Source organism: Iamia sp. SCSIO 61187 (genome assembly GCF_019443745.1).
GTDB lineage: Bacteria > Actinomycetota > Acidimicrobiia > Acidimicrobiales > Iamiaceae > Iamia.
Genome location: NZ_CP050948.1, coordinates 159,152 through 185,015, shown reverse-complemented (window position 1 = coordinate 185,015; position 25,864 = coordinate 159,152). Strand labels below are relative to the sequence as shown.

General features: G+C 75.2%; 24 protein-coding genes. 15 read left to right on the top strand and 9 right to left on the bottom strand.

Annotation, left to right across the window (positions count from 1 at the left end; all coding sequences use genetic code 11):
* Nucleotides 1-70 precede the first annotated feature (70 nt).
* Nucleotides 71-508: a cupin domain-containing protein gene (locus HC251_RS00890; protein WP_219943445.1), complete on the top strand. Its 438-nt coding sequence runs from the start codon at nucleotides 71-73 to the stop codon at nucleotides 506-508.
* Nucleotides 509-561: 53 nt separating this feature from the next.
* Nucleotides 562-966 carry a hypothetical protein gene (locus HC251_RS00885; protein ID WP_219943444.1) on the top strand — a complete coding sequence of 135 codons (405 nt, stop codon included), beginning with the start codon at nucleotides 562-564 and terminating at the stop codon, nucleotides 964-966.
* Here HC251_RS00885 and HC251_RS00880 read toward each other — a convergent pair.
* A complete protein-coding gene (locus tag HC251_RS00880) occupies nucleotides 956-1,186 on the bottom strand; it encodes a hypothetical protein (protein ID WP_219943443.1) in 231 nt (76 codons plus the stop codon). The two genes, HC251_RS00885 and HC251_RS00880, sit on opposite strands and share 11 nt — an antisense overlap.
* A 312-nt stretch (nucleotides 1,187-1,498) precedes the next feature.
* On the opposite strand from HC251_RS00880, the gene HC251_RS00875 reads away from it, so the two are divergent.
* The 3 genes from HC251_RS00875 (at nucleotide 1,499) to HC251_RS00865 (ending at nucleotide 4,074) form a co-directional block, all read left to right on the top strand.
* Complete coding sequence (locus tag HC251_RS00875; protein WP_219943442.1) at nucleotides 1,499-2,092, top strand: hypothetical protein; 594 nt, start codon at nucleotides 1,499-1,501, stop codon at nucleotides 2,090-2,092.
* A gap of 42 nt (nucleotides 2,093-2,134) precedes the next feature.
* Nucleotides 2,135-3,280: an acyltransferase gene (locus HC251_RS00870; protein ID WP_219943441.1), complete on the top strand. Its 1,146-nt coding sequence runs from the start codon at nucleotides 2,135-2,137 to the stop codon at nucleotides 3,278-3,280.
* A gap of 92 nt (nucleotides 3,281-3,372) precedes the next feature.
* The gene (locus HC251_RS00865; protein WP_219943440.1) at nucleotides 3,373-4,074 is read left to right on the top strand and encodes a YceI family protein; all 702 of its coding nucleotides are present in this window, start codon (nucleotides 3,373-3,375) and stop codon (nucleotides 4,072-4,074) included.
* An 89-nt stretch (nucleotides 4,075-4,163) separates the two neighbouring features.
* Here the strand turns inward: HC251_RS00865 and HC251_RS00860 are convergent, their stop codons facing one another.
* Nucleotides 4,164-5,663, bottom strand: a complete 1,500-nt coding sequence (locus HC251_RS00860) for an AarF/ABC1/UbiB kinase family protein (RefSeq protein ID WP_219943439.1) — start codon at nucleotides 5,661-5,663, stop codon at nucleotides 4,164-4,166.
* Nucleotides 5,664-5,794: 131 nt separating this feature from the next.
* On the opposite strand from HC251_RS00860, the gene HC251_RS00855 reads away from it, so the two are divergent.
* From HC251_RS00855 to HC251_RS00830, 6 genes are all read left to right on the top strand, one after another.
* Nucleotides 5,795-6,835 carry a DUF2510 domain-containing protein gene (locus tag HC251_RS00855; protein ID WP_219943438.1) on the top strand — a complete coding sequence of 347 codons (1,041 nt, stop codon included), beginning with the start codon at nucleotides 5,795-5,797 and terminating at the stop codon, nucleotides 6,833-6,835.
* 59 nt (nucleotides 6,836-6,894) lie between these two features.
* Nucleotides 6,895-7,164 (top strand): metal-sensitive transcriptional regulator, encoded by a 270-nt coding sequence (locus HC251_RS00850; protein ID WP_219945583.1) that lies wholly within the window; start codon nucleotides 6,895-6,897, stop codon nucleotides 7,162-7,164.
* Between the two features lie 239 nt (nucleotides 7,165-7,403).
* Nucleotides 7,404-8,672, top strand: a complete 1,269-nt coding sequence (locus HC251_RS00845) for a cytochrome P450 (RefSeq protein ID WP_219943437.1) — start codon at nucleotides 7,404-7,406, stop codon at nucleotides 8,670-8,672.
* On the top strand, nucleotides 8,669-9,268 hold the full coding sequence (locus HC251_RS00840; RefSeq protein WP_219943436.1) for a TetR/AcrR family transcriptional regulator: 600 nt from the start codon (nucleotides 8,669-8,671) through the stop codon (nucleotides 9,266-9,268). Before HC251_RS00845 ends, HC251_RS00840 begins: the two co-directional genes overlap by 4 nt.
* A 57-nt stretch (nucleotides 9,269-9,325) precedes the next feature.
* Nucleotides 9,326-10,051 carry a TlpA disulfide reductase family protein gene (locus tag HC251_RS00835; protein WP_219943435.1) on the top strand — a complete coding sequence of 242 codons (726 nt, stop codon included), beginning with the start codon at nucleotides 9,326-9,328 and terminating at the stop codon, nucleotides 10,049-10,051.
* Nucleotides 10,051-10,905, top strand: a complete 855-nt coding sequence (locus HC251_RS00830) for a cytochrome c biogenesis CcdA family protein (protein ID WP_219943434.1) — start codon at nucleotides 10,051-10,053, stop codon at nucleotides 10,903-10,905. The genes HC251_RS00835 and HC251_RS00830 overlap by 1 nt, the downstream gene beginning before the upstream one ends.
* An 8-nt stretch (nucleotides 10,906-10,913) precedes the next feature.
* On the opposite strand, the gene pdxH is transcribed toward HC251_RS00830, so the two are convergent.
* The 4 genes from pdxH to HC251_RS00810 all read right to left on the bottom strand — a co-directional run bounded on the left by pdxH (nucleotide 10,914) and on the right by HC251_RS00810 (nucleotide 14,460).
* A complete protein-coding gene (gene pdxH, locus HC251_RS00825; RefSeq protein WP_219943433.1) occupies nucleotides 10,914-11,588 on the bottom strand; it encodes a pyridoxamine 5'-phosphate oxidase in 675 nt (224 codons plus the stop codon).
* Between the two features lie 240 nt (nucleotides 11,589-11,828).
* Complete coding sequence (locus HC251_RS00820; protein WP_219943432.1) at nucleotides 11,829-12,806, bottom strand: glycine betaine ABC transporter substrate-binding protein; 978 nt, start codon at nucleotides 12,804-12,806, stop codon at nucleotides 11,829-11,831.
* Between the two features lie 50 nt (nucleotides 12,807-12,856).
* Nucleotides 12,857-13,699, bottom strand: coding sequence for an ABC transporter permease (locus HC251_RS00815; RefSeq protein WP_219943431.1), 843 nt, complete (start codon nucleotides 13,697-13,699; stop codon nucleotides 12,857-12,859).
* Entirely contained in the window at nucleotides 13,699-14,460 is a 762-nt protein-coding gene (locus HC251_RS00810) for an ABC transporter permease (protein ID WP_219943430.1), read from the bottom strand. Before HC251_RS00810 ends, HC251_RS00815 begins: the two co-directional genes overlap by 1 nt.
* 176 nt (nucleotides 14,461-14,636) lie before the next feature.
* Between HC251_RS00810 and HC251_RS00805 the strand changes: the two genes are divergently transcribed.
* Nucleotides 14,637-15,752 (top strand): ABC transporter ATP-binding protein, encoded by a 1,116-nt coding sequence (locus HC251_RS00805; protein ID WP_219943429.1) that lies wholly within the window; start codon nucleotides 14,637-14,639, stop codon nucleotides 15,750-15,752.
* 215 nt (nucleotides 15,753-15,967) lie between these two features.
* Here the strand turns inward: HC251_RS00805 and serS are convergent, their stop codons facing one another.
* Nucleotides 15,968-17,248, bottom strand: coding sequence for a serine--tRNA ligase (serS, locus tag HC251_RS00800; protein ID WP_219943428.1), 1,281 nt, complete (start codon nucleotides 17,246-17,248; stop codon nucleotides 15,968-15,970).
* Nucleotides 17,249-17,361: 113 nt separating this feature from the next.
* On the opposite strand from serS, the gene HC251_RS00795 reads away from it, so the two are divergent.
* From HC251_RS00795 to HC251_RS00785, 3 genes are all read left to right on the top strand, one after another.
* Nucleotides 17,362-18,312 carry an ABC transporter ATP-binding protein gene (locus HC251_RS00795; RefSeq protein WP_219943427.1) on the top strand — a complete coding sequence of 317 codons (951 nt, stop codon included), beginning with the start codon at nucleotides 17,362-17,364 and terminating at the stop codon, nucleotides 18,310-18,312.
* A gap of 108 nt (nucleotides 18,313-18,420) precedes the next feature.
* Nucleotides 18,421-20,010: an Hsp70 family protein gene (locus HC251_RS00790; RefSeq protein ID WP_219943426.1), complete on the top strand. Its 1,590-nt coding sequence runs from the start codon at nucleotides 18,421-18,423 to the stop codon at nucleotides 20,008-20,010.
* Nucleotides 20,011-20,140: 130 nt separating this feature from the next.
* On the top strand, nucleotides 20,141-20,875 hold the full coding sequence (locus HC251_RS00785) for a hypothetical protein (protein ID WP_219943425.1): 735 nt from the start codon (nucleotides 20,141-20,143) through the stop codon (nucleotides 20,873-20,875).
* A gap of 288 nt (nucleotides 20,876-21,163) precedes the next feature.
* Here HC251_RS00785 and HC251_RS00780 read toward each other — a convergent pair whose 3' ends face one another.
* Both HC251_RS00780 and HC251_RS00775 read right to left on the bottom strand, forming a co-directional pair.
* Complete coding sequence (locus HC251_RS00780; protein ID WP_219943424.1) at nucleotides 21,164-23,470, bottom strand: dynamin family protein; 2,307 nt, start codon at nucleotides 23,468-23,470, stop codon at nucleotides 21,164-21,166.
* The gene (locus tag HC251_RS00775; protein ID WP_219943423.1) at nucleotides 23,467-25,818 is read right to left on the bottom strand and encodes a dynamin family protein; all 2,352 of its coding nucleotides are present in this window, start codon (nucleotides 25,816-25,818) and stop codon (nucleotides 23,467-23,469) included. Before HC251_RS00775 ends, HC251_RS00780 begins: the two co-directional genes overlap by 4 nt.
* Nucleotides 25,819-25,864: the final 46 nt, after the last annotated feature.

Sequence of the window (25,864 nt, the reverse complement as noted above, 5' to 3'; positions counted from 1 at the left end):
CACCTGATCGGCCCCCGCCGCCCAGACGTGAACGGAACGGCGATCGGCGTCGCTGGGGCATGCTGGCCCGATGCCCGACCCGCTCGACGCCGAGGCCGTCATCGCCACCCTGGGGCTCTCCCCCCACCCCGAGGGCGGGTGGTACGCCGAGACGTGGCGGGACGCGCCGGCCGACGGGAGCCGGGGGGTCGGGACGGCGATCTACTTCCTGCTCGAGGCCCACCAGGCGTCCCACTGGCACCGGGTCGACGCGGCCGAGACCTGGCACCACTACGCCGGCGGCCCCGTCGACCTGCTGGTGGCCGCCGCCGACGACGGGCCGGTCACCACCACCCGCCTCGGCTCCGACCTGGCGGCGGGCGAGCGACCCCAGGGCACCGTCCTCGCCGGGGCCTGGCAGGCGGCGCGACCCGTCGCCGGAGCCGTCCTGGTCGGGTGCACCGTCGCTCCTGCGTTCGGCTTCGACGGCTTCGAGCTGGCCCCGCCGGGGTGGTCGCCCGGCGGCTGAGGCCGCCGTCGCTCGACCGGGGACCCCGGCGGGCCATCTTGCACACTGGAGGCGTGAGCTCCTCGTCAGCACCCGCCGCCGACGGCGAACGGCGCCGCTTCGTGGTCGCCGGGGCGCTGTTCCTCGGGATCCTCGTCGTGCTGATCGCCCTGGTGGCCGTGCTCGCGGGCGGGTCGGGCGACGAGCGTCGGACGACGGACACCACCGTCGCCTGCGCCGAGGACGACACCGCCTGCCGGATCGCCCAGCAGGGCGCCGAGCGGCCCAGCATCATCCCCGAGCCGGGCGAGGGGCGGGCGCCCGACGACCCCGGCGAGCCCGGCGGCTGGGCCCAGGTCGCCCTGTTCGGGCTGATCGTCGCCGCCCTCGCCGTCATCGTCGCCCTCGTCGTGCGGTCGACCCGACGGGCGGCCGGCCGGCGGACCCCGGACCCCGACGCCTCGGCCGTCAGCCGTTGATCAGGCTGGCGAGGGCCCACACGAAGGCCACCGCCCCCAGTCCGGCCATGACCAGGCTGCGCCCGACCGGGGCCCGCTGCCCCGCCTCCCGCAGGCGCGGCGGCGGTCGGTAGAGCGCCAACAGGTTGCCCACGAGCATGGCCCCGCCGAAGGCGAGCAGCAGGTAGGCCAGCAGGTCCTCGCCCAGGAACGCTCCCCCGGTGGACGCCTCGGCCAGCACGGGGGCGACGCTAGGACGCGTCGCGACGCCAGGGGGCATCGGACCGTCGACGACCCGGCCGCGGGAGAGGTGAGGGGGCCGGCCCCGGGAGGGGGTTCCACGGAGCCGGCCCCGGGCGACCTCGCCGCACCCGCGGAACCTCGGTGGGGTTCCGCGGCTTGGGATGAGAGCGGTCCGGACGCGGAGGACCCATCGGCGCTGTGACCTGCCCCATGAGGGATCGGGTCGGCATTCCCGACCGGCCCCGCCCCGGAAGGCGGGAGACCGGGCCGGGTGCCGCCCGGGGGGATCGCTGTGCCAGGCTCGGCGGCCGTGGTCGACCAGCCCCCGCATCCGGCGCCGCCGGCGCCGCCGGCGTCGCCGGCCGAGCCGGCCTGGCCGCCGCTGGCCCCGGCCCTGGACCCCCCGCCGGTGGGCGCGATCGCCCGGCTCTCGATGGTCGGCGCCGGGCTGGCCCTGCTCTGCTACCTGGTGGCCGGCGTGCTGCTGGCAGTGCCGGTCGAGACGCCCGGCGTCCAGGACTGCGGGGCCCCCGGCGCCTACCTGCTGGCCGGGCGGGTCGACGTCGTGCCCGACCCCGACGGTCGGATCCTCGGCCCCGACGGCGAGGTGGTCACGCTCGACGCCGACGTCGCCGCCGCGGCGCGCACCGAACCGTGCCGCGACCGGGTGGCGGACCGGGCCGTCCCCGCCGGACTCCTGCTGACCCTGGCCACCGTCCTCGGCGTGGTCGCCTTCGCCACCGAGCTGTTCGTGGTCCGCCCCCGCCAGCGCCGGGTGGTGCGCGCCGCCCGGGCCGCCGAACGCGACCGCCCCACCGATCCCACCCCGGGGGGGCCGCCGGCCGCCCGGGTGGCGGACCGCGAGAGCCCCTGGGGGGCACCCCCAGGCCCATCCGGGGGCTGACCCGGGCGAGCGGGGCCGTCGCCGTCGGGCACCGTCGGACCCATGCCCACCGCCACCGCGACCACCCCCGACGTCGGCCTCGACGCCCTCGTCGCCGCCACGCCCGCCCACCGCGACCGCACCGTCGACGCCGTCCGCGCCCTCTGCATCGTCGTGGTGGTGCTGTGGCACTGGGTGTTCTCCATCACCCACGTGCGGGCCGACGGTGCGCTCACCATGCCGAACCCCATCGACGAGATCCCGGCCGGTTGGCTGGCCACGTGGGTCCTCCAGGTCATGCCCGCCTTCTTCGTGGTGGGCGGGTTCGCCAACCTGGCGTCGTGGCAGCGGCTCGAGCGGGACGGGGCGGCCACCTGGCGGGCCTACGCCGCCGGGCGCCTGGCCCGGCTGGGGCGGCCCCTCGCCGCCGTGGTCGTGGCGTGGGGCGTCGCCGACACCGTCGCCCGGGCCGCCCTGGGCGTCCCCAGCGTGACGTCCTGGGGGATGGTGGTGTTCGTCCCCCTGTGGTTCATGGGCGCCTACAGCGCCGTCCTCCTCCTCGCCCCCGCCACCATCGGGGCCCACCGCCGCCACCCGCTCGGCACGCTCGGGGCCCTGGCCGCCGGCATCGCCGTCGCCGACGGGCTCCGGTTCTCCACCGGCGAGGACCGCTGGGGCTACGTGACGACCGCCCTGGTCTGGGTGACCGCCCACCAGCTCGGCTACCTCTGGCGGGACGGGACGGTGACGACCTGGGGCCGGCGGGCCCAGGCCGGCCTGGCGGTGGGCGCGGCGGCGACGCTGGCCCTGCTCACCGGCGTCGGCCCCTACCCGCCGTCGATGGTGGCGGTGCGGGGCGGCGGGCTCAGCAACATGTTCCCGACGACGGCCCCGATCGCCGTCCTGGCCGTCCTCCAGCTCGGGCTCATCGCCCTGGGGCGTCCGGCCGCCGAGCGGTGGCTGGCCCGCCGGGGGCCGTGGCGGGCCGTGGTCGCCGTCAACGCCGTGGCCATGACCGTGTTCGCCTGGCACATGACCGCCCTCGTGGCGGTGATCGGGGTGGCCGTCGGCCTCGGGCTCACCCTCCCGTCGGAGACCAGCCCGACCTGGTGGCTGCTGCGCCCGGTGTGGCTGGTCCTCCCCGGCCTGGTGCTGGCCGGTCTGGTCGCGGTGTTCGCCCGCCTCGAGCTCCCCCGACCGCGCCGCTGATCCGCCCGTCGGGGCTCGGGAGGCGGGTGCGACCCGACCGGACCGGTCCGGGCCGACGGGCCGGGCCCCGTCCGAGCGACCAGACTGCTTGCATGATCAAGAAGCTGGTCGGAGCGGTGATCGTGGTGGTGCTGGTGCTGGTCGGCGTCGGGGTGTGGTACTTCGTCATCCGCGACGACAGCGTCGAGAAGGCCGAGGTCGGCTGCGACCCGGACCCGTGCGAGACCAGCACGGCGAGCACGGTCGACGGCACCTGGACGGTCGTGGCCGACGGGAGCGAGACCACCCTGGCCATCACCGAGACCATCGGCGGGGTGGCCGACCACGCCGTCGAGGGCCACACCGAGGTGGGCGGGTCGGTGGTCGTGGCCGACGGCGCCGTCACCGAGGCGACCATCACCGCCGACATGACCACCCTCGCGTTCACCGACGCACCCCCCGGCTTCGACGTGGCCAACCGGGCCCGGGCCATGGAGCGCACCGGCCTCGAGACCGGCGCCTTCCCCGAGGCCACGTTCTCGCTCACCGCCCCCATCGAGCTGGGTGACGACGTCGGGAGCGGCGAGGTGGTGACGGCCGAGGCCACCGGCGACCTCACCCTCCACGGCGTGACCCGGCCCGTCACCTTCGCCGTCGACGTCGTCGCCGACGGCGCGACCTTCCGGGTCACCCCGAGCGAGTTCATCCCGATCGTGCTGGCCGACCACGACATGGAGGTCGACGGGCCCGGCTTCGTCGCCGACGTCGCCGACGAGGGCAGCTTCGACTTCCTCCTCGTCCTCGAGCAGGCGTAGCCCCGACCTGCGTCATCGCCCGACCTGCGACCCGGGCCGGCACGACCCTCGCCGGCCGTCACCGGCCCGCGTTCGTCGCCGGTCGGGGGCTACGCCAGCGGGGTCGGGTCGCCCTCGGTCCGCCGACGCTCGATCCAGTCGTGCTCCTGCTCACCGAGCTCGGTGGCGGGCGGGGCGTCGACGAAGGGCCACAGCTCCTCGGCGATGGCCCGCCAGTCGCCGGTGGCGCCCAGCTCGCCGAGGATGGCGTAGAGCCCGAGGTTGATGCGCTGGATGATCACGAACGACGGCGGCAGGTTGGCCGCCTTCTGGATCTCGCCGTAGGGGCCGCTCTGGTCGAAGATCCGCCGCATCGTCTCGCTGGCGTACTCGGGCGTGAAGGTGAACCGGCCCCGCTGGTCGACCATCTCGTAGAAGTGCCCGAAGTAGTCGATGACCTCGGCGTCGCTCGCCGGGTGCCCCGCCGGCAGGAGGCCGACGCGCTCGACGATCCCCCGGAACCGGGCCGGGTCCCGGGTGGTGCTCATGGCCTCGACCATGTCGGAGAACACCGCCAGCTCGTCGCCGTGGAAGTGCTTCACCAGGCCGAAGTCGAGGAACGTCACCGTGCCGTCGGGGGCGAAGAGGTAGTTGCCCGGGTGGGGGTCGCCGTTGAAGGCCCGGAGCCGGTACAGGCTGCGGAAGACGAAGCGGTAGAGGATCTCGCCGGCCCGGTCGCGGGTCGCCTGGTCCGCCCCGGTCACCGCCTCGAAGGGCTCGCCCGTCGCCAGCTCGGTGGTCAGCACCCGCGCCGTCGACAGGGCGGGCACGACCTCGGGGACGTGGATGAACGGGTGACCTCGGTAGGCGGCGGCGAACAGGGCCTGGTTGCGGGCCTCGAGGGCGTAGTCGAGCTCCTCGGTCAGACGGGCCTTGAGCTCCTCGACGAGGGGGCCGGGCTCGAGGCCCGGGAAGGCGGCCCCCAGCCCCGAGAACAGCAGGCCGGCGCTGGCCAGGTCGGAGCGGATGGCGGCGGCGACACCCGGGTACTGGACCTTGACCGCCACGGCCCGGTCGTCGTGGGTGAGGGCCCGGTGGACCTGGCCGATCGAGGCCGCCGCGATCGGCACCGGGTCCCACTCGGCGAAGACCGACACGGGGTCGCCGCCCAGCTCCTCCCGGATCACCTGGGCGGCCAGCTCGGGGGCCATCGGGGGGGCGTCGGAGCGCAGCTGCGACAGGGCCTCGCGCACCGGCTCGGGCAGGCCCTGGTCGAGGTACGAGGCCATCTGCCCCACCTTCATCAGGGCGCCCTTCATGTCGCCCAGGGCGGCGGCCACGTCCTCGGCCGTCTGCATCTGGAACTGCATGTCGAGGTGCTCCCGGCGGGCGGCGTCGGCGAAGGTCCGCCGGGCGCGGTGGGCGGCGTAGCGCCCCGCCCCGCGGGCCCCGACGGCGCCGAGGCGGGCGCTGCGGGCCCACGACGTGCGTCCCGACACCGGCCCGGGCGCGGCCGGCAGGTCGTCGGGGCGGCGGCGCCACACCGCCACGGCACCCAGGGCGGCGACACCGAGGAGGGCGATGGTCGTCGGTCGGATCGGCCGTTCCATGCCCCGCATCCCAGCCCACCCGGCGGCGGCGGGGCGAAACGGACGGGGGAGGGCTCCCCCGCCCACGACAGGACAGGGCGGGGATCGAGGGGTACCGTCGGGCACCGTCGTCGTCGCCCGCGGAGGATCCGATGACCCACCGTCCCCCCGCCGGGGCCCCCGCCCGGCGCACCGCCCGGTTGGTGCTGGTCACCGCCGTCCTGGGCCTCGTCGTCGCCGGCGCCCCGCTCGCCGCCGGTGCCCAGGAGGCTCCGGCCGGGGCCCCGACGCTCGCCCAGGTCCTCGACGGGGAGGTCGCCGGCGTCGCCGCCGTTGCGACCACCACCTCGATCGAGGACGGCGACATGGGCGTCGTGCTCGAGATCACCAACGACGGTGACGACGCGGTCGACGTCGCCATCCCGTTCGGGACCCTCGTCGTCACCGAGGCGGAGGGCGACCAGACCCTGGCGGTGACGCCGCCGTCGAGCCCCGAGGTGATCGACGTGGCCGCGAGCGGCGGCACCCCGACGATCGAGGTCGAGCCCGGCACCTCGACCCACGACCTGCCGGCGTACTGCACCGAGCTGGGCGACGGCTACTCCGGCGACGCCCCGGTGTCGCCCATCGCTCCCGCCGACGTGGCCCTGGCCGAGACCCTCCGGGCCGCGACCGTCGCCGACGTGGGCCACACGACCACCCAGTCGGCCGTGTGGTGGCTCACCGACGAGCCCACCGCCCCCGCCCCCGACGACATCGCCCCGCTGCTCGCCGTCGATGCCGAGGCCTTCGCCGCCGCGCCGTACCGGGTCATCCCCGACACCGGCTACACGCCGCTGTGGATGCGCGAGGAGGTCCTGCCCGAGGACGGTGGCTCGATCGGGCCGGTCGTACGCGACGAGGAGGCCGCGGCCATCCTCGACGAGCGCTTCGACGGCCCGGCCTCGCCCGTCTCCGACGGCGACGGCAGCGGGTCCGCGGTGGGACCGATCCTCTGGGTCGCCCTCATCGGGCTCGTCGTCGTGGCCACCGTGGCGATCGCCACCCGGGCCGGTCGCTCGGCGCCCGCCGCCCTCCCCGCCCTCGGCGCCCAGCGTCCGGGCTGGTACCCGGACCCGTGGGCCCGGGGCGGCCACCGCTACTGGGACGGGCAGCGCTGGACGACCCAGACGATGGGCGGCCCCCACCGCTGACGTACCCCCAGGGGGTACCCTGGGCACCGACCAAGGACGTCCCGGTGCCCGGCTACTCGATGGACAAGGACGACTACGCCCGCCGCCTCAAGCGGATCGAGGGCCAGGTGCGCGGCCTCCAGCGGATGGTCGACGACGACACCTACTGCATCGACGTCCTGACCCAGATCAGCGCGGTGAGCTCGGCCCTCGAGAGCGTGGCCCTCGGCCTGCTCGACCAGCACATCCGCCACTGCGTCGCCGACGCCGCCCGCCAGGGCGACCAGGCCGAGGCCGACCGCATCGTCGCCGAGGCCACCGCCGCCATCGCCCGGCTCGTCCGCTCCTAGCCCGCACGGATGGTGCCAGGCACCTTCCGTGTGCGTCCCGGGCGCGCCGAGACCCGAGCTGCGGGGCAGCTCGGGACTCGGAGGGTTCCCGCCAGGGACGCCACCGGCGACAGGGGAGGCGCCGGTGGGTGGGACAGGACCGGGACTACCCGCGTCCCGAGCATCCGAACCCTGCCAATCTCGCCCGCGAACGTTCGCTTGGGTTGACCAAACGTTCGTTCAGGCGCATCATGGGCGCCATGTCCGTCGGCGCCACCACCACCCGCGAGGTCGACATCCTCGCCCCCGACCTCTACGACGACCCCTGGGCCACGTACCGGTGGCTCCGCGACGAGGCCCCCCTCTACCGGGACACCACCAACGACCTGTGGGTCGTGAGCCGCCACGCCGACGTCTTCGAGGTCTCCCGCCGGTCCGACCTGTGGTCGGCGGCCCAGGGGGTGCGGCCCAAGGTGGCGGCGGACATGTCCCTCATCGCCCTCGACGACCCCGAGCACACCCGGCAGCGGCGCCTGATCAACCGGGGCTTCACGCCCCGCCGGGTCCGCGAGATCGCCCCCCACATCCGCGACCTGGCCGACCGGCTGATCGACGAGGTCCAGCACCGGGGCGAGGTCGAGTTCGTCAGCGAGCTGGCCGCCCACGTCCCGCTCATCGTCATCAGCGAGATGATGGGGCTCGACCCGGCCGAGCGGGACCGGATGTACCGCTGGTCCGACGCCATGATGGCGGGCGACGGCCACGAGGGCGACGACCCCGAGCTCCACGACGCCGCCGTCGCCTTCGGCGAGTTCGCCGAGATGTGCACCGGGCTCATCGCCGAGCGCCACGGCGCCGCCACCGACGACATCATCGGCATCCTCACCCGGGCCCACGACGAGGGCGGGTTGCAGAAGGACCTGAAGTCGGGCGACCCCGAGCTCTACGGCGACGGGTCGCTCCAGGACGACGAGCTGCTGATGTTCCTCACCCTGCTGCTCGTCGCCGGCAACGAGACGACGCGCAACGCCATCTCCGGCGGCCTGCTCGCCCTCAGCCTCTTCCCCGACCAGCGGGACCGGCTGCTGGCCGACCCGACCCTGATCGACACGGCCGTGGAGGAGATCATCCGGTGGACGACCCCGGTCATGACCTTCATGCGCACCTGCACCGAGGCCCACGAGATCCACGGCCAGCGCATCGACGTCGGCGACCGGATCCTCATGCTGTACCAGTCGGCCAACCGCGACGACCGGGTGTTCGACCGACCCGACGACTTCGTGGTCGACCGCGACCCCAACAACCACCTGGCCTTCGGCGCCGGCACCCACTACTGCCTGGGGGCCAACCTGGCCCGGCTGGAGGTGAAGCTGGTGTTCCAGGCGCTGCTGGAGCGGCTGCCCGACGTGCGGGCCGTCGACCCGACCACCATCGACCGCAACCGCTCGACGCTGGTCGTGGGCATCGACCGCCTCCCGGCGATCTTCACCCCGGTGTCGCGGCCCGAGTCCCCGCTGGCCGCCCGGTGAGCACCCCCGTCGTCGCCCCCCGTCCGACGCCGCCCCAGGGCCAGCGCGAGCGCATCCTCGACACCGCCCTCGACCTCATGGCCGAGCGGGGCGCGTCGGCGACCAGCATGCGGGCCCTGGCCTCGGCCTGCGGGCTCAACGTGGCCGCCCTCTACCACTACTTCGCGTCGAAGGACGCCCTGCTCCGGGCGGTGATCGAGGAGCGCCGCTACGGCGCCCAGCTCCAGGCCATGCCCGTGCCCGACCTGCGCCTGCCCCCGGCCGAGCGCCTGGCCGCCCTGGTCGTCGACATGTGGGACGGAGCCCTGGCCGAGGCCACCATCTGGAAGCTGCTGCTCAGCGAGGCCCTCCACGGCGACGGGACCGCCCGGGAGGTCGGGGCCGAGCTGCTGGCCACGCTGGAGGAGGGGCTGCGCGAGACCCTCCCCCGCCTCGTGCCGGAGCTGGCCGTCGACGTCGATCTGGCCGCCCGATCGGTGTGCGCCGTCCTGGTCGCGCTGCTGGTCGAGGCCAGCTTGGTCGAGCCGGCCGCCCTCCACGCCCACGCCGAGCGCCGGGCCCTCGACCTGGCGACCCTCCTGCTGCCGCCGGGCTGACCCACCCGGCCCCTCCCCGCATGGCTCGGAGCGGCGACCCGCCCCTAGCCTTCCCCCATGGCCGCGAGCGACGACAGAGACGACGCGCCGGCCGATGAGCCGGCCGACGAGGCCACCGCCCCCGACGGGCCCGACGACGACCCCGACGGGTCCGACGCGGCCACCACCGACCCCGGCCGCACCGCTCCCGGTCCCGGGCGGCGGGCGGCCCGCCGGGGCCTCGACGGGCGCACCCTCGCCGTGTGCGCACTCGTGGCCCTGATCGCGGCCCTGCTGGCCGGGTTCGTGGCCAACCGCCTGACCACCGACGACACCGACGAGGCCGCCGGTCTGGGCACCCTCACCCCGGCCGAGGACGTCCCCGACATCGTCCTGCCGCGCCTGGGCGGGGGCGACGACATCACCATCTCGGACTACCGGGGCCAGCCCCTGGTCGTGAACTTCTGGGGCTCGTGGTGCGAGCCGTGCGTCGACGAGATGCCCGCCTTCCAGCGGGTGCACGAGTCCCTCGGCGACGACGTCGCCTTCCTCGGGGTGAACGTCAACGACACCGTCGAGGCGGCCACGCGCCTGGTCGACCGCACCGGCGTCACCTACGACCTGGCCCGGGACGTCGACGGCGCCCTCGGTCGGGCCCTCGACGTCACCACCTTCCCGACGACCGTCCTCGTCGACGCGGACGGCACCGTCGTCGACGTCGTCCGGCGGGAGGTCTCGGCCGAGCGGCTGTGCGAGAAGATCAACCAGTCGCTGCTCAACCAGTCCCTGGAGGAGTGCGGCTGATGGGCGACGCCCGCATCGCGGTGGCGTTCACGGCCGGGATGCTGGCCACGGTGAACCCCTGCGCCCTCCCGATGCTCCCGGCCTACCTGGGCTGGTTCATCACCGGCGACGACGAGCGCCAGCCGGCCGGCGCCGCCGTGGCCCGCGCCGTGGCCGTGGCCCTGTCGGTCGCCCTCGGCTTCGTCGCCGTCTTCGGCACCCTCGGCCTGCTGGCCACCGCCGCCTCGGCCCAGGTCGAGGAGGTCACGCCCTGGATCACCCCGGTGGTCGGCGTGGCCCTGGCCGTGGTGGGCGTGGTGCTGGTGAGCGGCCGGACGCTGAAGGTCCCCCTCCCCCGCCTCGACCGCAGCGGGGGCGGCGGCCGGGGGATGGCCGCCATGGTCGCCTACGGGGCGTCCTACGCCGTGGTCTCGGTGTCGTGCGCCCTGCCCGTGTTCCTCATCCAGGTGAGCACCACCTTCGGCGAGGGCTGGGACACGGGCCTCACCCAGCTCGCCGGGTTCGCCGTCGGCTTCGCCCTGGTGCTGGTGGCCCTGTCGGTCTCGGTGGCCCTGGCCCGGGGGTCGCTGGCCGCCGTCGCCCGCTCGGCCTCGGCCCACGTCAGCCGGGTGTCGGGCGCCCTGCTCGTGCTGGCCGGCGTCTACCTCGTCTGGTACGGCCTGGCCGAGATCCGGCTCGACACCCGCACCCCCGACGACCCCGTCATCGACCGGGTCACCGGGTGGTCGTCGGACATCTCGGCCCGGGTCCAAGACATCGGCGGCGTCGAGCTGGGCCTGGTCCTGGCCCTGTTCGTCGCCGCCGTCGCCCTCGTGGTCGTCCTCCGCGCGGGTGGCCGGTCCCGCACCTCCTGATCCTCCGGCTACGGCATCAGGCGCTGGATGGCCCACCCGTCGCCGGCGCGGGTGTAGAGGAACCGGTCGTGCAGGCGGTCGGCCCGGCCCTGCCAGACCTCGACCTCGTCGGGCGTGAGCCGGTAGCCGCCCCAGCCCTCGGGGCGCTCGACGGGGCCGTCGCCCACCGCGGCGGCGACCTCGTCCCGGCGGGTCTCGAGGGCGGCGCGATCGGCGATGGGCTGGCTCTGGGCCGACGCCACCGCCGACACCCGGGACCCGTGGGGCCGGGCCTCCCAGTAGGCGTCGACCTCGGCGTCGCTCAAGCGCTCGACGGGACCCACCGCCCGCACCTGGCGGCTCAGGGGGATCCACCCGAAGCACAGGGCGGCCTGCGGGTTGGCCGCCAGCTCCTCGCCCTTGCGGCTGGTGGTGTCGGTGAAGAAGCAGAAGCCGTGGTCGACCCGGCGGACGAGCACGAACCGCACCGACGGCCGGCCGTCCGGGGTGGCGGTGGCCAGGGCGACCGCCGCCGGGTCGAACGGGTCGACCGCCTCCCAGTCGGCGTACCAGGCCCGGAACTGGTCGAGCGGGTCGTCGGCCAGGTCGGCGCGGTGGAGACCGGTGGCCTGGTAGTCCTCCCGCACGGCGGTGAGGTCGAGGACCCCGTGGGGCGGTCGGGGCGCAGACGGTGGTTCGCTCACGTGTCCTCTGTTTCGCTCGCCGGCTCGCTCACGCGGCGTCTGGTTCGCTCGCTGCGCTCGCTCACGCGCCGTCTGGTTCGCTCGCTGCGCTCGCTCACGCGCCGTCTGGTTCGCTCGCTGCGCTCGCTCACGCGCCGTCTGGTTCGCTCGCTGCGCTCGCTCACGCGCCGTCTGGTTCGCTCGCTGCGCTCGCTCACCCCGCCATCATCGTCGGTGGCGGGGTGAGCGTGCCGCGATCGGCTACTCGGCGAAGCTGAGGCCGTAGGTCTCCTGCAGCCCGACCAGGCAGTACGGCCGCTCGGGGCACTCGGGCGGACCGCCGAGGACCAGGGGGTCCTCCACGCCGGCCAGGTCCGAGACGGTGCTGAGGCCGTACTCCTCGGCCGTCTCGGCGGTGACGACGAAGGTGTTCACGCTGTCGGCCTCGGCCGGCTCGAGGATGGTGATCCCGTCCTCCTCGGCCAGGGGGCGGAGCTGCTCGAGGACCTCCTCGACGTCGGGGCTGGCCTCGGCCTCACCGTCGAGGAACGTCAGCAGGGTGCCGGTGAACTCCGGGACGAGGTCGATGTCACCGGACTTGAGGGCCTCGTAGTAGACGTCGCGGGCCCCGATGTCAGGGGTGTAGGAGACGTCGACGCCGGCGGCCTCGAGGGCCTGGCCGTAGAGCTGGGCGGCGATGTTCGACTCGGCGAAGTTGGAGCTGCCCACGGTGAGGCTGCCCTCGGCGGTGAGGTCGCCGGGGAGGCCCTTCTCCTCCAGGTAGGCCGCCGCCGCGTCCTCCGGGTTGTCGCCGTCGATCGAGACCTGGGCGACCAGGCCCTGCATGTCCTCGACGGTGAGGGCGCCGCTCACGGCATCGAGCACGGCGGCGATGTCGTCGTTGGTGGCGTCGGTGCGGATGGCCGGGACGAAGTTGTCGGCCGGCTGCAGGTCCTCGTCGTCCTCCAGGGCGACCCACTCGTTGGCCGCGATTGCGCCGTCGGAGGAGAAGAGGAGGGCGATGTCGATGTCGCCGTTCTCGAGGGCGGCCTTGGTGTTGGGGCCGCCGGCGTCGAGGGGGCTGAAGGTGAACTCGGCGCCCCCGGTCTCGTCGGTGGCGCCGGAGTCGTCGCCGGAGGTGGTCTCGTCCCCGTCGTCGCTGTCGGTGCAGGCGGCGGCGCCGAGCGCCAGGAGGGGGACGAGCAGGGCGGCGACGAGACGCCGTCGGGTGGTGGTCACGATGGTGGGCCTTTCGGTGGGAGCAGGTCGGGGGATGGTTCCGGTCGGCGCTAGGCAGCGCCGGCCAGGGCGGGCTCGCCGGGGGGCGGCGAGGCGGACGGGGCGTCGTCGTCGGGCTCGGCCTCGGCCGAGCCGGCGGCGGCGCAGGCCCGGCGCGCGGCGCGCAGGCCCTTGGGGGTGAGCGCCCGCTGGACCAGGCCGAGCAGCAGCTCGGTGACCAGGGCGAGGAGGGCGACGAGGACGGCGCCCACGATGACCTTGACGAAGCCCCCGGTGGAGCGGGTGGCGAAGCCGTCGATGATGAACCGGCCCAGGCCACCGGCCCCGAGCTGGGCGGCGATGGTGGCGGTGGCCACGACCTGGACGGCGGTGGTGCGGATGCCGGCCATGATCAGCGGGACGGCCAGCGGGATCTCGACCCGGCGCAGGATCTGCCCCTCCGACAGGCCCATGCCCCGGGCCGCGTCGCGCACGTCGTCGGGGATCTCGGCGATGCCGACGTAGGTGTTGGTGACGATGGGCGGGATGGCCAGGGCGAGCAGGGCGAGGAACACGCTGACCAGGCCGATCACCGGCTTCTCGTCGAGGCCGAGGATCTGGTTGCCCACCACCAGGATGGCGAACGACGGGATCGCCCGCCCGACGTTGGAGACGTTGATCACCAGCAGCCCGAAGCGCCGCTTGTGGCCGAGCCACAGCGAGATGGGGACGGCCACGACGATGGCGGCGACCACGGCGACGACCGAGATCTGCACGTGCTCGAGGATGCGGGTGGTGATCCCGTTGGGACCGCGGTAGCGGGCCTGGTCGCGCAGGTAGTCGAACGTCTGGACGAGGAGGTTGTCCTCGCTCGTGCCCGACGACTGGGCCAGCACGGCGCCGATCGGCCCCATCAGGCGGCCACCGCGCCATCGGGCAGCACGGCGGCCCGGTCGCTCGGGGCGACCTCGTCGTCGGCGCGGTCGTCCCGCCGGCCGCGCCGACGCACCGTCCACGGGGCCAGGCGCCGGCCCACCCAGGCCAGGCCCACGTCGGACCCGATGGCGAGGGCGATCGAGAGGACCACACCGACGGTGACCGCCGTGCGCATGGGCCGGTTGAGGCCGGTGAGGATCAGCTGGCCCAGCCCGCCCAGGCCGACGAGGGCGGCGATGGTGAGCATCCCGATGGTGCTCACCGTGGCGATGCGGATGCCGGCCATGATCGACGGCAGGGCCAGCGGCATCTCGACCTTCCACAGCCGCTGGCGCCGGTCGAGGCCCATGCCGTCGGCCGCGTCGCGGACCTCCTCGGGCACCTGCTCGAGACCGGTGACGGTGTTCCGCACCAGGATCAGCAGGGTGTAGAGGGTGAGCGGCACCAGGGCGGTGGTGCGCGACAGCCCCGTGTAGGGCACCAGCAGGCCGTAGAGGGCCAGCGAGGGGATCGTGTAGAAGACGCCGGCGGTGCCGAGCACGACGCCCTTGAGCCGAGGGTGGCGGACCACGGCGATCGAGGCGGGGACGGCGATGAGCAGCCCCAGGACCACGCTCCCGACGGTGAGGATCACGTGCTCGCGGGTGGCGGTCCAGATCAGGTCCTGGTTCGCGTCGCGGCCGACCCACTCGGCCCAGAACCACCGCTCGGTGTTGGAGGCCACGATGAGCGCGGTCATCCCTGAGCCGTTGCTGGAGTGGGTTGCACGGTGCCCTCCCGCGTCGTCGAACGCGCCCCGGGTAGCCGGCCATCGACCGCCACGGAGCGGTCGTTGGGTCAGTGGTGGGATCCGGCGTGACGGTAGCCTGCCGGTCAGCCGATGCCAACGAACCCCACGGAGATCCGGCGACGCCCATGATCACGCTCGACTCCGTCACCAAGCGGTACGACAACGGCCAGGTCGCGGTGCGCGAGCTCAGCCTCGAGGTCGCCGAGGGCGAGATCTGCATGCTCGTCGGGCCCTCGGGCTGCGGCAAGACGACCACCATGCGGATGATCAACCGGCTCATCGAGCCCACGTCGGGCCGCATCCTCCTCGGCGGCGAGGACGTCACCGACGTCGACCCGGTCGGGCTCCGGCGGCGCATGGGCTACGTCATCCAGCAGGTCGGCCTGTTCCCGCACCACACCGTGGGCGACAACATCGGCACCGTGCCCGGCCTGCTGGGCTGGGACAAGGGGCGCATCCGGGCCCGCACCGACGAGCTGCTGGAGCTGGTCGGCCTCCCGGCCGGCGAGTACCGCGAGCGCTACCCGCACCAGCTCTCCGGCGGGCAGCGCCAGCGCGTCGGGGTGGCCCGGGCCCTCGCCGCCGACCCGCCGGTCCTGCTGATGGACGAGCCCTTCGGGGCCATCGACCCGATCAGCCGCGACCGCCTCCAGCAGGAGTTCCTGCGCCTCCAGGAGACGGTGCGCAAGACCATCGTGTTCGTGACCCACGACGTCGACGAGGCCGTCACCCTCGGCGACCGCATCGCCGTGCTCCAGGTCGGTGGCGTGCTCGCCCAGTACGACACCCCCGAGGTCGTGCTCGACCGGCCCGCCTCGTCCTTCGTGGCCGACTTCGTCGGGTCCGACCGGGGCCTGAAGCGGCTCGACGTCGTCCCCCTCGACCGGGCCGACGTCGTCGCACCCGAGGTCGTGGTGGACGTGGGCATGCCGCTCACCGAGGCCCGCAAGCTGCTCGACGCCGCCCGCTGGGTCCACGCCCCGGTGGTGCGCGACGACCGCCTCGTCGGCGTCCTGCGCCACTCCGCCACCGAGGGCGACGCCGGGGCGACCGGCACCGTCGGCGACGCCGCCGTCGCCCTCGACGCCCGGGTGGGCGAGGGCCACACCCTGAAGGACGCCTTCGCCGCCCTGCTGCTCGACGACGCCGGGTGGGTCGCCCTGGTCGACGCCGACGAGCGCCTCCTCGGCATCGTCACCGCCGACCAGCTCCACGAGATCGCCCGCCGCCGCGCCGCGTAGGTCTTCTCGGTCACTCGGTCGCTGGCGCTCCCTCCGTTCCTTCGAGCTGAACGTGCTCGCTGCGCTCGCACCGAAGACCTCCCCAGCGGCGGAGCCCTCGTTCCTCGGGCCCACGCCGCTTCGTCTGGGGGAGACCCCCAGACCCCCAGCGGCTGCGCCGGGCTGGGCGTGATCGGACAGCCAGGCTCTCGCCGCCGGGGCTGGTCGCGTCGTCGCTAGGAGATGACGGTCTGGCCGCGCATGTACGGCAGCAACGGCTCCGGGACGGCGACCGTGCCGTCGGGCTGGCGGTGCGTCTCGACGATGGCCGCCCACACCCGGGGCACGGCGAGGGCCGAGCCGTTGAGGGTGTGCACCAGCTCGTTGCCCTTGGCCTGCTCGGGGCGGTAGCGGATGGCCGCCCGGCGGGCCTGGTAGTCGGACAGCCACGAGACCGACGAGACCTCGAGCCACTGGTCGACGCCCGGGGCGTAGACCTCGATGTCGTAGCTGCGGTGGTGGGCCTGGCCCTGGTCGCCGGCGCAGATCTCGATGACCCGGTGGGCCAGGCCCAGGTCGGCGATCAGGCCCTCGGCCCGGGCGACCATGGCCTCGAGCTCGGCCGGGGCCTGCTCGGGCGTGGCGTAGGCGAAGATCTCGACCTTGTCGAACTCGTGGACCCGCAGCAGGCCGCGCGTGTCGCGGCCGGCCGAGCCCGCCTCCCGGCGGTAGCAGGGCGAGTAGGCCATCAGCCGCAGGGGCAGGTCGGCGGCGGCGAGCACCTCGCCGGCGGCGATCGAGGTCAGGGGGGCCTCGGCGGTGGGGATGGCCCACAGGTCGTCGCGGGGGATGGCGTAGGCGTCGTCGGCGAACTTGGGGAGCTGCCCGGTGGCGGTGAGTGTGGCCGTGGTGACCAGGCTCGGGGGCCGGATCTCCTCGTAGGCGTCGGCGTTGGCGTCGAGGGCGTACTGGCACAGCGCCCGCGAGAGGGTGGCACCGGCGCCCCGGAGCATGGTGAACATCGACCCCGAGATCTTCACGGCCCGCTCGAGGTCGAGGATCCCGAGGGCGGTTCCGGTGTCCCAGTGCGGGACGCGCTGGTGCGGGCCGTAGCCGTCGGGGTCGAAGCCCCGCACCCGCAGCACCGGGTTGTCCTTGTCGTCGGCCCCGTCGGGCACGTCGGGGTGCGGCGTGTTGGGGATGGCCAGCAGCCGGTCCCGGACCTCGGCGGTGAGGGCGTCGACCTCGGCGGCCACGGCGGCCTCCTCGTCGCCCCGCCGGCGGCTCTCGTCGCGGAGGGCGTCGGCCTCGTCGCCCCGCCCGTCGCGGTGGAGCCGGCCGACCTCGGCCGACAGGGCCTTGACCTGGCTGCGGAGCTCGTCGCGCCGGGCGGCCAGCTGGCGCTGGCGGGCGTCGGCAGCGGCCACGGCGTCGACGTCGGAGCCGTCCACGCCCTTGCGGGCGAGGTCGGCCTTCACGCCGTCGAGATCGCTGCGGATCCGCCTGATGTCGAGCACGGGGGAACGGTAGACGCCCGGCTCGCCCCGCCCGTCCCCGGTTCGGCCGGCGGGCCGCCAGGGGCGGGGCGCGGCGTTGCCGAGGCCGCGGTCCTGCCCGTTAGCGTGCCGAGATGGCTGCCGTGGAGGTCGACCGGCTCGTCGTCCGGCGCGGCGACCACCTGGCCGTCGACGGCGTCAGCTTCGCGGTGGCCCCGGGCCAGGTCCTCGCCCTGCTCGGCCCCAACGGAGCCGGCAAGACCACGACGGTCGAGACCGTCGTGGGCCTCCTCCGCCCCGCCGGCGGGTCGGTCCGGGTCCTCGGTCTCGACCCCAGCACCGACCACCAGCGGCTCATGCCCCACCTCGGCGCCATGCCCCAGGAGGGCGGCGTCTACCCCGGTGCCCGGCCCATCGAGATGCTCCGCCTGGTGGCCTCGTTCCACGCCCGCCCCGACGACCCGACGACCCTGCTGGAGCGGGTCGGGCTCAGCCACCGCGCCCGGGCGACGTGGCGCACCCTCTCGGGCGGCGAGCAGCAGCGGCTGTCGCTGGCCCTCGCCCTCGTCGGCCGGCCCGAGGTCGTGCTCCTCGACGAGCCGACGGCGGGCATCGACCCCTCGGGGCGCCAGCTCGTCCGCCAGCTGGTCGCCGACCTCAAGACCGCCGGCGTGGCCGTCATCGTGACGACCCACGACCTGGAGGAGGCGGAGAAGACCGCCGACCTGGTCGTCATCGTCGATCGCGGCCGGGTCGTGGCCAGCGGGACGCCGGCGGAGCTGATGCGGTCGGCCGGGACCGCCGAGATCCGCTTCGGGGCGCCGCCCGGGCTCGACACCGCCGCCCTGGGCAAGACGCTGATGGCCGGCGTCGACGAGGTGGCGCCGGGCGAGTACGTCGTCGGCCTCGAGCCCACGCCGTCGAACATCAACGCCCTGACCGCGTGGCTGGCGGCCAACGACCTCCCCCTCGCCGACCTCCGGGCCGGGCGCCACACCCTCGAGGACGTCTTCCTCCGCATGACCGCGATCACCGGCGAGATCCCCGCCGTGCGCGTCGACACCCAGGAGCGCCCGGCCAGCTGACCCGGGTCATCCGGGGATGCGTCCCCGGACCAGCCCTGGCCAGGCCCGGCCTAGAGTGCGGCGCTGCTCGGGGCGGCCGCGCCGCGGGGACGCAGCAGGGAGATCACGATGTGGAACCTGGCCATCGACTTCGGCACCAGCAACACCACCGGCGCCACCTGGGCGGACGGCGTGGTGGAGGCCGTCGAGGTCGCCGGTGACCGCCGGGTCCCGTCGGTCGTGCTGCTGTCGGCCGGCGGGACGTGGATCGTCGGCCGGGAGGCCGACAACCAGGCCGCCGTCGTCCCCGAGCGGGTCGAGCGGGCCCCCAAGCGCCGGCTGGGCAAGGGCCACACCCTGCTCCTCGGCGGCCAGGCCGTCCCCATCAACGACGCCGTGGCCGCCCTCCTCGGACCGCACACCGAGGCGGCCCGGGCCAAGCACGGCGGCGAGCCCGGACACATCGTCCTCACCCACCCGGCGCGGTGGGGTCCCGAGCGCATCGACGTCCTGCGGGCCGCCGCCCGCCAGGCCGGGTTCAGCCGGGTCGAGTTCTGCCCCGAGCCGGTCGCCGCCGCCCACTACGTGGAGGACCCGCTCGAGGTCGGCCAGCACGTCGCCGTCTACGACCTCGGCGGCGGCACCTTCGACACCTGCGTGATGCGCCGGACCGAGACCTCGTTCAAGGTCGTGGGCCTGCCCGGCGGCACCGAGCGCATCGGCGGCGAGGACTTCGACCACCGGATGTTCCAGCACCTGGGCAGCCTGGTCGCCCGGGAGGACCCGACGGTCTGGGAGAACATGCAGACCAGCGACGAGCGGGCGTGGCGCCGGGCCGGGGCCGACCTCCTGACCCAGGCCCGGGCGGCCAAGGAGCAGCTGTCGCGCAACCCGCGGGCGTCGGTGTACGTCGGCTCGCTCGAGCGGGACATCACCGTCACCCGGGACGAGTTCGAGGCCCTGATCGCCGCCGACGTCGACCGCACCGTCGACGAGATGGCCCGCACCATCGAGAGCGCCGGGCTCTCCAAGTACGACATCGCCAAGGTGTACCTGGTCGGCGGGTCGAGCCGGTTGCCGCTGGTCCAGCAGCGGATGGGCGAGCGCTACGGCGACCGGGTCAGCACGTGGGACGACCCCAAGGGGGCGGTGGTGCTGGGCGCGGCCAAGTTCTCGGGCACCCTCCAGGCCGCCGAGGCGGCCGGCACCCCCCTCGACCACGGGCTGCCGCAGGCGCCGGTGCCGTCGGGCCCGATCCAGGTCAGCGCCCCGCCGCCCCGTCCCGGCGGGGCCACGCCCGGCCCCGACCTGGCCAAGGCGCCCGGTCCCCCGCCGCCCCCGCCCGCCGCCGCCCCGGCCGCGCCGGCCGGCTACGGCGCCCCCCCGGGGGCGCCGGCGTACGCCCCGGCGGCCGCCGCCCCTCCGGCGTGGTCGCCGGGCGCGGCCCCCGCCCCGGGGTACGCGCCCTCGGCCCCGGCCGGCGCCAAGGCGCCGGGCAGCGACAAGATCCTCTTCGCCTGGATCGGCGCCGCCACCTTCCTCCTCTGCTGCCTGCCCGGCCCGCTCGTCGGGCTGTACTTCGCCAACGAGGCCAAGAAGGAGGGCCACCCGCAGGGGCAGACGGCGCTGCTCGTCAACGCCATCGCCGCCGGGGTGGTGCTCGTCGCGTGGGTCTTCTGGTTCCTCGCCACGCTGGCCAGCTCCGGTTCCAGCACCTGACGGTCCCCGGGGGTGGGGGGTCCCTCGCGCCGGGGCCCCGCCGGCGGGAACTTCGACCACCGCCGGCCGCTCTCACCTTCGACGCACACGACAGCGCCGAGCACGAGCCCGGCGAGAGGAAGGACACACCATGAGCGACTTCGGGCTCGACGACGCAGACGGCGCCGTCATCGACAGCGACGGGGACGGCTTCGCCGACACCGTGGAGGTGGACAGCAACGCCGACGGCATCGTCGACGTGGCCGGCTTCGACACCGACGGCGACGGCTTCGTCGACATCGTCGAGGCGGACACCGACGGCGATGGCTTCACCGACACCGTCGTCGACGACGCCAACTTCGACGGCGTGGCCGACACGGTCATCGCCGACACCGACGGCGACGGCTTCAGCGACGTCGTCGTCTCCGACACCGACTTCGACGGCTCGGCCGACGCCGCCGCGGCCGACACCAACGCCGACGGGCTCTCCGACGCCGAGGCCTACGACCGCGACGGCGACGGCGTGTTCGAGACCTACTCCGAGGACACCGACGGCGACGGCGTCATCGACACCGCGGTCGTCGACGACGACGGGGACGGCGTGTTCGAGACCCTGGTCGCCGACACCGACAACGACGGTGTCATCGACGCCGCCGTCATCGACGAGAACAACGACGGCGTCTCCGAGACCGCCATCGCCGACACCGACTACGACGGCCTGGCCGACACCGTGGCCACCGACACCAACACCGACGGCGCCGTCGACGTGGTCGAGGTCGACACCGATGCCGACGGCTTCACCGACGCCGCCGCGGTCGACACCGACTACGACGGCACCGCCGACGTCGGCGTCGTCGACCTGGGCGGGGGCCCCTTCCAGGCCTGAGCCCACCCCTCCTGATCGCCCCGGCGGGCAACGGACGCCGGGAGCGACAGCTCAACGAAGCCCCGCCACCCCGGCGGGGCTTCGTCGCGCGTTCTCTCAGTCACTCGTTCGCTGGCGCTCTCTCCGTTCCTTCGAACTGAACGTGCTCGCTGCGCTCGCGCCGAAGACCTTCCCAGCGGCGGAGCCCTCGTCCCTCGGGCCCACGCCGCCTCGTCTGGGGGGGACCCCCAGGCCCCCAGCGGCTGCGCCGGCGGTCACATCCTGGGCCTGCACCAGTGGGGTACCGGTTCAGGTCGGGGTGGGGGGGGCGCCCAACGCAGCGTCGACCTTGGCGCGGAGCTTGTCGGCGTCGGCGCGGAGGGCGCGGACGCCGCTGAGCTGCTTCTCGGCCGCGGCCCGGCGCTGCTGCTGCTCGGCCTTGGACTGCTGGAGGAGCTGGTGGAGCTCGCGGCGCTGGCCCTCGATGGCCTGCTTGCGGGCGGTGATGGCGCCGTCGACGGTCGACTCGACCGCCTCGCGGGCCTCGATGATCTTCAGGGTGAACTCGGCCTGGAACTCCTGGCGCACCTGGGCCACGACCTCGCGCACGATCCGCAGGTAGTCCTGCCGGACCTGGATCTGGTGCCGCTTCTTGTAGCGGGCGTAGGTGACCGGCGCGGCGAGGAGGACGCCCGGCAGCAGCGGCGTGAGGGCCACGCCGAGCGCCGGCCCGATGAGGGCGCCGGCCAGGCTGCCGAGGGCCCCCATCGAGAGCACGCCCGGCAGGCCGTCCTGGACGAAGTCGGCCTTGCCGGCGTTCGGGTCGCCCCGGCCGTCGACCCCGAGGTCCGACAGGTAGTCGGGCAGCCCCGTCTGCGGCAGCTCCAGCACGATCTCGTCGAGGTTGAACTCGGCGGCGATGTTGGTCACGGCGGCATCGAGGCGCTGGGCCAGGGTGTGGGCGACGGCAGCCCAGGCCGCCTCGATCGACTGGCCCAGGTCGTTGCCCAGGTTGGCCATGATCGGGTCGACGTCCTTGCCGGCCGAGTCGATGTGGTCGCGGTAGACGCGGTCGATCCGCGTCATCTCGCGCCCGATGACCCGGTTGAGGTCGGCCTGGATGCGCTGGACGTTGCCGGCCAGGCGCTGGCGCCAGCGGGCCTGTGACGGGGCCAGCTCCTCGAGGAGCGCTTGGCGGGCCTTGAGCTCGGCCTCGACCGCCCCGATGTCGCCCGCCGCCACCCGGACCTGGGCGATCTGCTCGGACTCGACCCGGGCCAGGACGTGGCCGACCAGGCGGAGGATGTTGGACATCCGCACCAGCTCCCGGTTCTGGAGGGTGCGGTCGAAGATCGACCCGATGTCGGCGAACCCGCTGCGGGCCTCGAGGCTGGCGGCGGCCTCCTCGCGCCCCGCCGCGGCCCTGGCCTTGGCCTTGTCGGCCAGGCGGCTGCTGACGGGCAGGAACGGGGACTCGGCCACCCGCGCGAAGCGGCGGACCGCCTCGCGGGCGTCCTCGTCGTCGGCGACGTTCGCCTGCCGCCGCAGGACCTCGACGAACTCGCGCAGCTTGGTCCGGTCCTCGACCATCATCGCCTGCGGGTCGGCCGAGGAGTCGACCTTGGTGAGGATGAGCACGACCGAGTCGATGCGCTCGCTCGCCTCGGCCAGGAACTTCAGCTCGCTCAACGAGATGGGCTCCTCGACCGACACGGCGAAGAAGAGGGCGTCGGCCCGGCGCAGGGCGGTCAGGGCGCTGTCGCGGTGGCCGCGGGTCAGGCCCCCGACCCCGGGGGTGTCGATCACCACCAGCCCCCGCTCGAGCAGAGGGTGGGGCAGGCCGATCTCGACGCCGAGCACGCCCTCGCGCAGGACGGCCTTGCCCTGCATGGAGGCGTAGTCGACCAGCTGGTCGGGACGGAGGGTGATCCGCTCCTCGGCCTCGCTGTCGGGCAGGCGGCGCACGGCCTCCACGGTGAGCGACGGGGCGTGGCGCACGGCCAGGTGGACGCTGGTGGCGACGTCGGCGTCGACGGGCAGGAGCCCGGGCTGGCCCAGCATCGAGTTGATGAAGCTGGTCTTGCCCCGCTTGATCTCGCCGGCGACGACGACGCGGACCTCGTTGTCCTTCCAGCTGGCCGCCTCGGTCTCGATGCGCTCGGTGAGGTCGGTGGCGCCGACGATCTTCGTCAGGTTGTGCGTGCGGTTGGCCAGCCGGAGGACCTCGGCCACCACGGCGGGGAGCCCCGGGGGCTGCGCCGGCTTGGCGAGGGGGACCTTCTCCTCGGTGGGACGCGGCGGGGCGGGCTCGGCGGAGGCCGGAGCCGGGGCCGCGGGAGCAGGCGCGGGTGCGGCGGGGGGAGGCGGCGCCGCGGGGGCGGCGGGCGGCGGCGCCGGCGCGGCCGGCGCCGGCGCGGGCGGGGCCGGCGGAGCGGGCGGCGGCGCAGCCGCCGGGGGCGCGGGCGCCACCGGAGCCGGGGGCGGGGGCGCAGCCGGCGCCGGCGCCCCGGCCGGGCGGCGGGGCGGGGGCGGTCCGGGGACCGGGGTCGGCCCGGTGGCGGGACCGCCGGGACGGGGCGGGGGCGGCGGCGGGGGCGGGGGCCCGGGCGCGGTCATCGACGGGTCCTCCACGGGGTCGACGTGAGCGGGCCGTCGTCGTCGGGGTCCTCCCGAGGCTTGGGCTTGGGCTTCGGGGCCGGCGTGGGCGCGGGGGTGGCGGCGGCGGGAGCCGAGGGCGGGGGCGCGGTGCGCGGGGGCGGGGGGCCGACGCGCGGCGTGCCGTCGGAGGCGACCGACGCCGCCGACGGCGGCGGGGCCGGCGGCGGGGTGGGCTGGGCGTAGGCCGGGGGGTAGCCCTGGCCGTAGGTCTGGGGGTCGTAGCCCTGCGGGGCGCCGGTCGGCGGGGAGGCCGCCGGGTCGTAGGGCTGCGGGTAGGCGGCCGGGGCCGGGGTCGGCGCCGGGTAGGCGCCGTACCCCTGCTGGCCGTACTGCTGGCCGTACTGCTGGCCGTACTGCTGGGCGTAGTGCTCGGCGTACTGCTGGGCGTAGGCGGCGGCGTCGTAGCCCGGGGCGGGCGGCTGGGGCGCAGGCGTGCCCGGCGGCGGCGTTCCCGCCCCCTGCCCGTAGGCCGCCGGGTCGTAGCCCGGGGCGGGGGCGGGCGGCTGGGTGGCCGGCGCCGCCGGGTAGGCGGCCGGATCGTAGGCCGGGGGCTGGGTGGCCGGCGCCGCCGGGTAGGCGGCCGGATCGTAGGCCGGGGGCTGGGTGGCCGGCGCCGCCGGGTAGGCGGCGGGGTCGTACCCCGCCTGGCCGTAGGCCTGCTGGTAGGCGGCGGGGTCGTACCCCGGCTGGCCGTAGGCCTGCTGGTAGGCGGCGGGGTCGTACCCCGGTTGGCCGTAGGCCTGCTGTTGGTACCCCTGCGGGCCGTATCCCTGCTGGGCCGCCGGGTCGTACCCCGGCGGGCCGTACCCCTGCTGGGCCGCCGGGTCGTACCCCTGCTGGCCGTACCCCGGGGCCGGGGAGGCTGCGGGCGCCGCCGCGGGGCGGGGCGGGCGCACCCCGGTGGCGTCCCACACCAGCTCGTACCACTCCCGCACGTCCTCGCCGAGGCGGCGCTCGGCGGGGGTCCGCCGGGAGTCGTTGCTGTAGCGGGCCCACGCAGCCACCGCGGCGGAGGCCGCCGCCGCCACCTCATCGGGGTCGGCGCCCTCGGCGAGGCCCAGCTGGCGGGCCGGCGTCTCCTCCAGGGCGAGGGTCTTGAGCGACTCGAGCAGCTCGTCGGGCAGCCGGGCGCCGCCCTCCTCCACCGTGCGCAGGGCGTCGAGGATGCGCAGCTCGTGGAGCGAGGGGTCGAGCTCGACCCGCTCGAGGGGTCCGGCCATGGCGACGGCGACGGCCGCCTCCTCCCCCTGGGCCTGGGCCAGGATCCGGCGCAGGTCGGCCAGCCCGCCCCGCGCCTTGAGGGCGCTGGCCCGGCGGGCGAAGTCGTGCTCGACCACGTCGGCCAGGGGCTCGAGCCCGCTGCGCTGCCGGAACCCGCGCAGCAGCTCGCCGGCCCCCCGGGCCCCGCCCCGGACGAGCTCGACCCCGACGGCGATGCCGTGCAGGTCGAGCATGGTCAGGAGGCGGCGCAGCTGGTCCCGGCTGACGTCGGGCACCTCGGCGGCGAGCAGGTCGTGGGGGCTGAGGAGGGCATCCTCCAGGTCGAGCTCGTCCAGCTGGGCCAGGGCCGCCAGGGCGTAGGCGTCGGACTCGGTGAAGGCGTCGGTCGACGCCGTCTCGGCCATGAGCCCCATCACCGGCACCACGTCGGACACCACGTTGGCCAGCCGGTCCTTGGCCGCGTCGGACAGCCGGCGGGCCACGGGCCACGGGTCCCCGTCGGGCGCCAGGCGGTCGACCTTGCTGAGGATGCCGACGGCGTTGGCGGCGCTGAGCCCCGAGGCCGCGAACAGGGCCCGGAACTGCTCGAGCACCTCGACGTCGCTCTCGCGGACGTGGGGCGTGAGGAACAACAGGGCGTCGGCGTCGCTCATCGCCACCCGCGAGTCGCCCGCCTCCCGCGTGGCGTCGTCGGCCAGGCCCAGGGCGTCGGCGGTGGCCCGCTGGTTCTCGTCGGTGACGGTGTTGAGCCCGGGGGTGTCGATGATCGTGAGGTCGCGCAGCCGCTCGTTCGACAGGTGGACGATGAGGCGGGCCACGTCGTCGACCGGCACGCCCAGGTCGTCGGGGATGCGGGTGCCGGGGGCGAAGGGCACCGTGGTGACCCCGCCGTCGCGCCGCTGGACCTCGATGCGCTGGTGGTGGTCGTAGCGGAACCAGGTGACCAGCCGGGTGCACTCGCCGGCGTCGACCGGAGCGATGCGCTGGCCGAGCAGGGCGTTGACCAGGGTCGACTTGCCGGAGCTGACGCTGCCGGCGACGGCGACGCGGAGGGGCGCCAGCAGCCGGGCGCGCACCTCGAGCACCGCCTCCCGGGTCGGGCTGACCGGGAGGCGGCTCAGCGCCTCGTCG

Excerpts from the sequence above, each read along its gene's own strand:
- HC251_RS00890 (WP_219943445.1), top strand. The coding sequence starts at position 71 with ATGCCCGACCCGCTCGACGCCGAGGCCGTCATCGCCACCCTGGGGCTC.
- HC251_RS00845 (WP_219943437.1), top strand. The coding sequence starts at position 7,404 with ATGTCCGTCGGCGCCACCACCACCCGCGAGGTCGACATCCTCGCCCCC.
- HC251_RS00810 (WP_219943430.1), bottom strand. The coding sequence starts at position 14,460 with ATGACCGCGCTCATCGTGGCCTCCAACACCGAGCGGTGGTTCTGGGCC.
- HC251_RS00785 (WP_219943425.1), top strand. The coding sequence starts at position 20,141 with ATGAGCGACTTCGGGCTCGACGACGCAGACGGCGCCGTCATCGACAGC.
- HC251_RS00790 (WP_219943426.1), top strand. The coding sequence starts at position 18,421 with ATGTGGAACCTGGCCATCGACTTCGGCACCAGCAACACCACCGGCGCC.
- HC251_RS00850 (WP_219945583.1), top strand. The coding sequence starts at position 6,895 with ATGGACAAGGACGACTACGCCCGCCGCCTCAAGCGGATCGAGGGCCAG.
- HC251_RS00855 (WP_219943438.1), top strand. The coding sequence starts at position 5,795 with ATGACCCACCGTCCCCCCGCCGGGGCCCCCGCCCGGCGCACCGCCCGG.
- HC251_RS00780 (WP_219943424.1), bottom strand. The coding sequence starts at position 23,470 with ATGACCGCGCCCGGGCCCCCGCCCCCGCCGCCGCCCCCGCCCCGTCCC.
- HC251_RS00830 (WP_219943434.1), top strand. The coding sequence starts at position 10,051 with ATGGGCGACGCCCGCATCGCGGTGGCGTTCACGGCCGGGATGCTGGCC.
- HC251_RS00835 (WP_219943435.1), top strand. The coding sequence starts at position 9,326 with ATGGCCGCGAGCGACGACAGAGACGACGCGCCGGCCGATGAGCCGGCC.
- HC251_RS00805 (WP_219943429.1), top strand. The coding sequence starts at position 14,637 with ATGATCACGCTCGACTCCGTCACCAAGCGGTACGACAACGGCCAGGTC.
- HC251_RS00865 (WP_219943440.1), top strand. The coding sequence starts at position 3,373 with ATGATCAAGAAGCTGGTCGGAGCGGTGATCGTGGTGGTGCTGGTGCTG.
- HC251_RS00870 (WP_219943441.1), top strand. The coding sequence starts at position 2,135 with ATGCCCACCGCCACCGCGACCACCCCCGACGTCGGCCTCGACGCCCTC.
- HC251_RS00815 (WP_219943431.1), bottom strand. The coding sequence starts at position 13,699 with ATGGGGCCGATCGGCGCCGTGCTGGCCCAGTCGTCGGGCACGAGCGAG.
- HC251_RS00860 (WP_219943439.1), bottom strand. The coding sequence starts at position 5,663 with ATGGAACGGCCGATCCGACCGACGACCATCGCCCTCCTCGGTGTCGCC.
- HC251_RS00795 (WP_219943427.1), top strand. The coding sequence starts at position 17,362 with ATGGCTGCCGTGGAGGTCGACCGGCTCGTCGTCCGGCGCGGCGACCAC.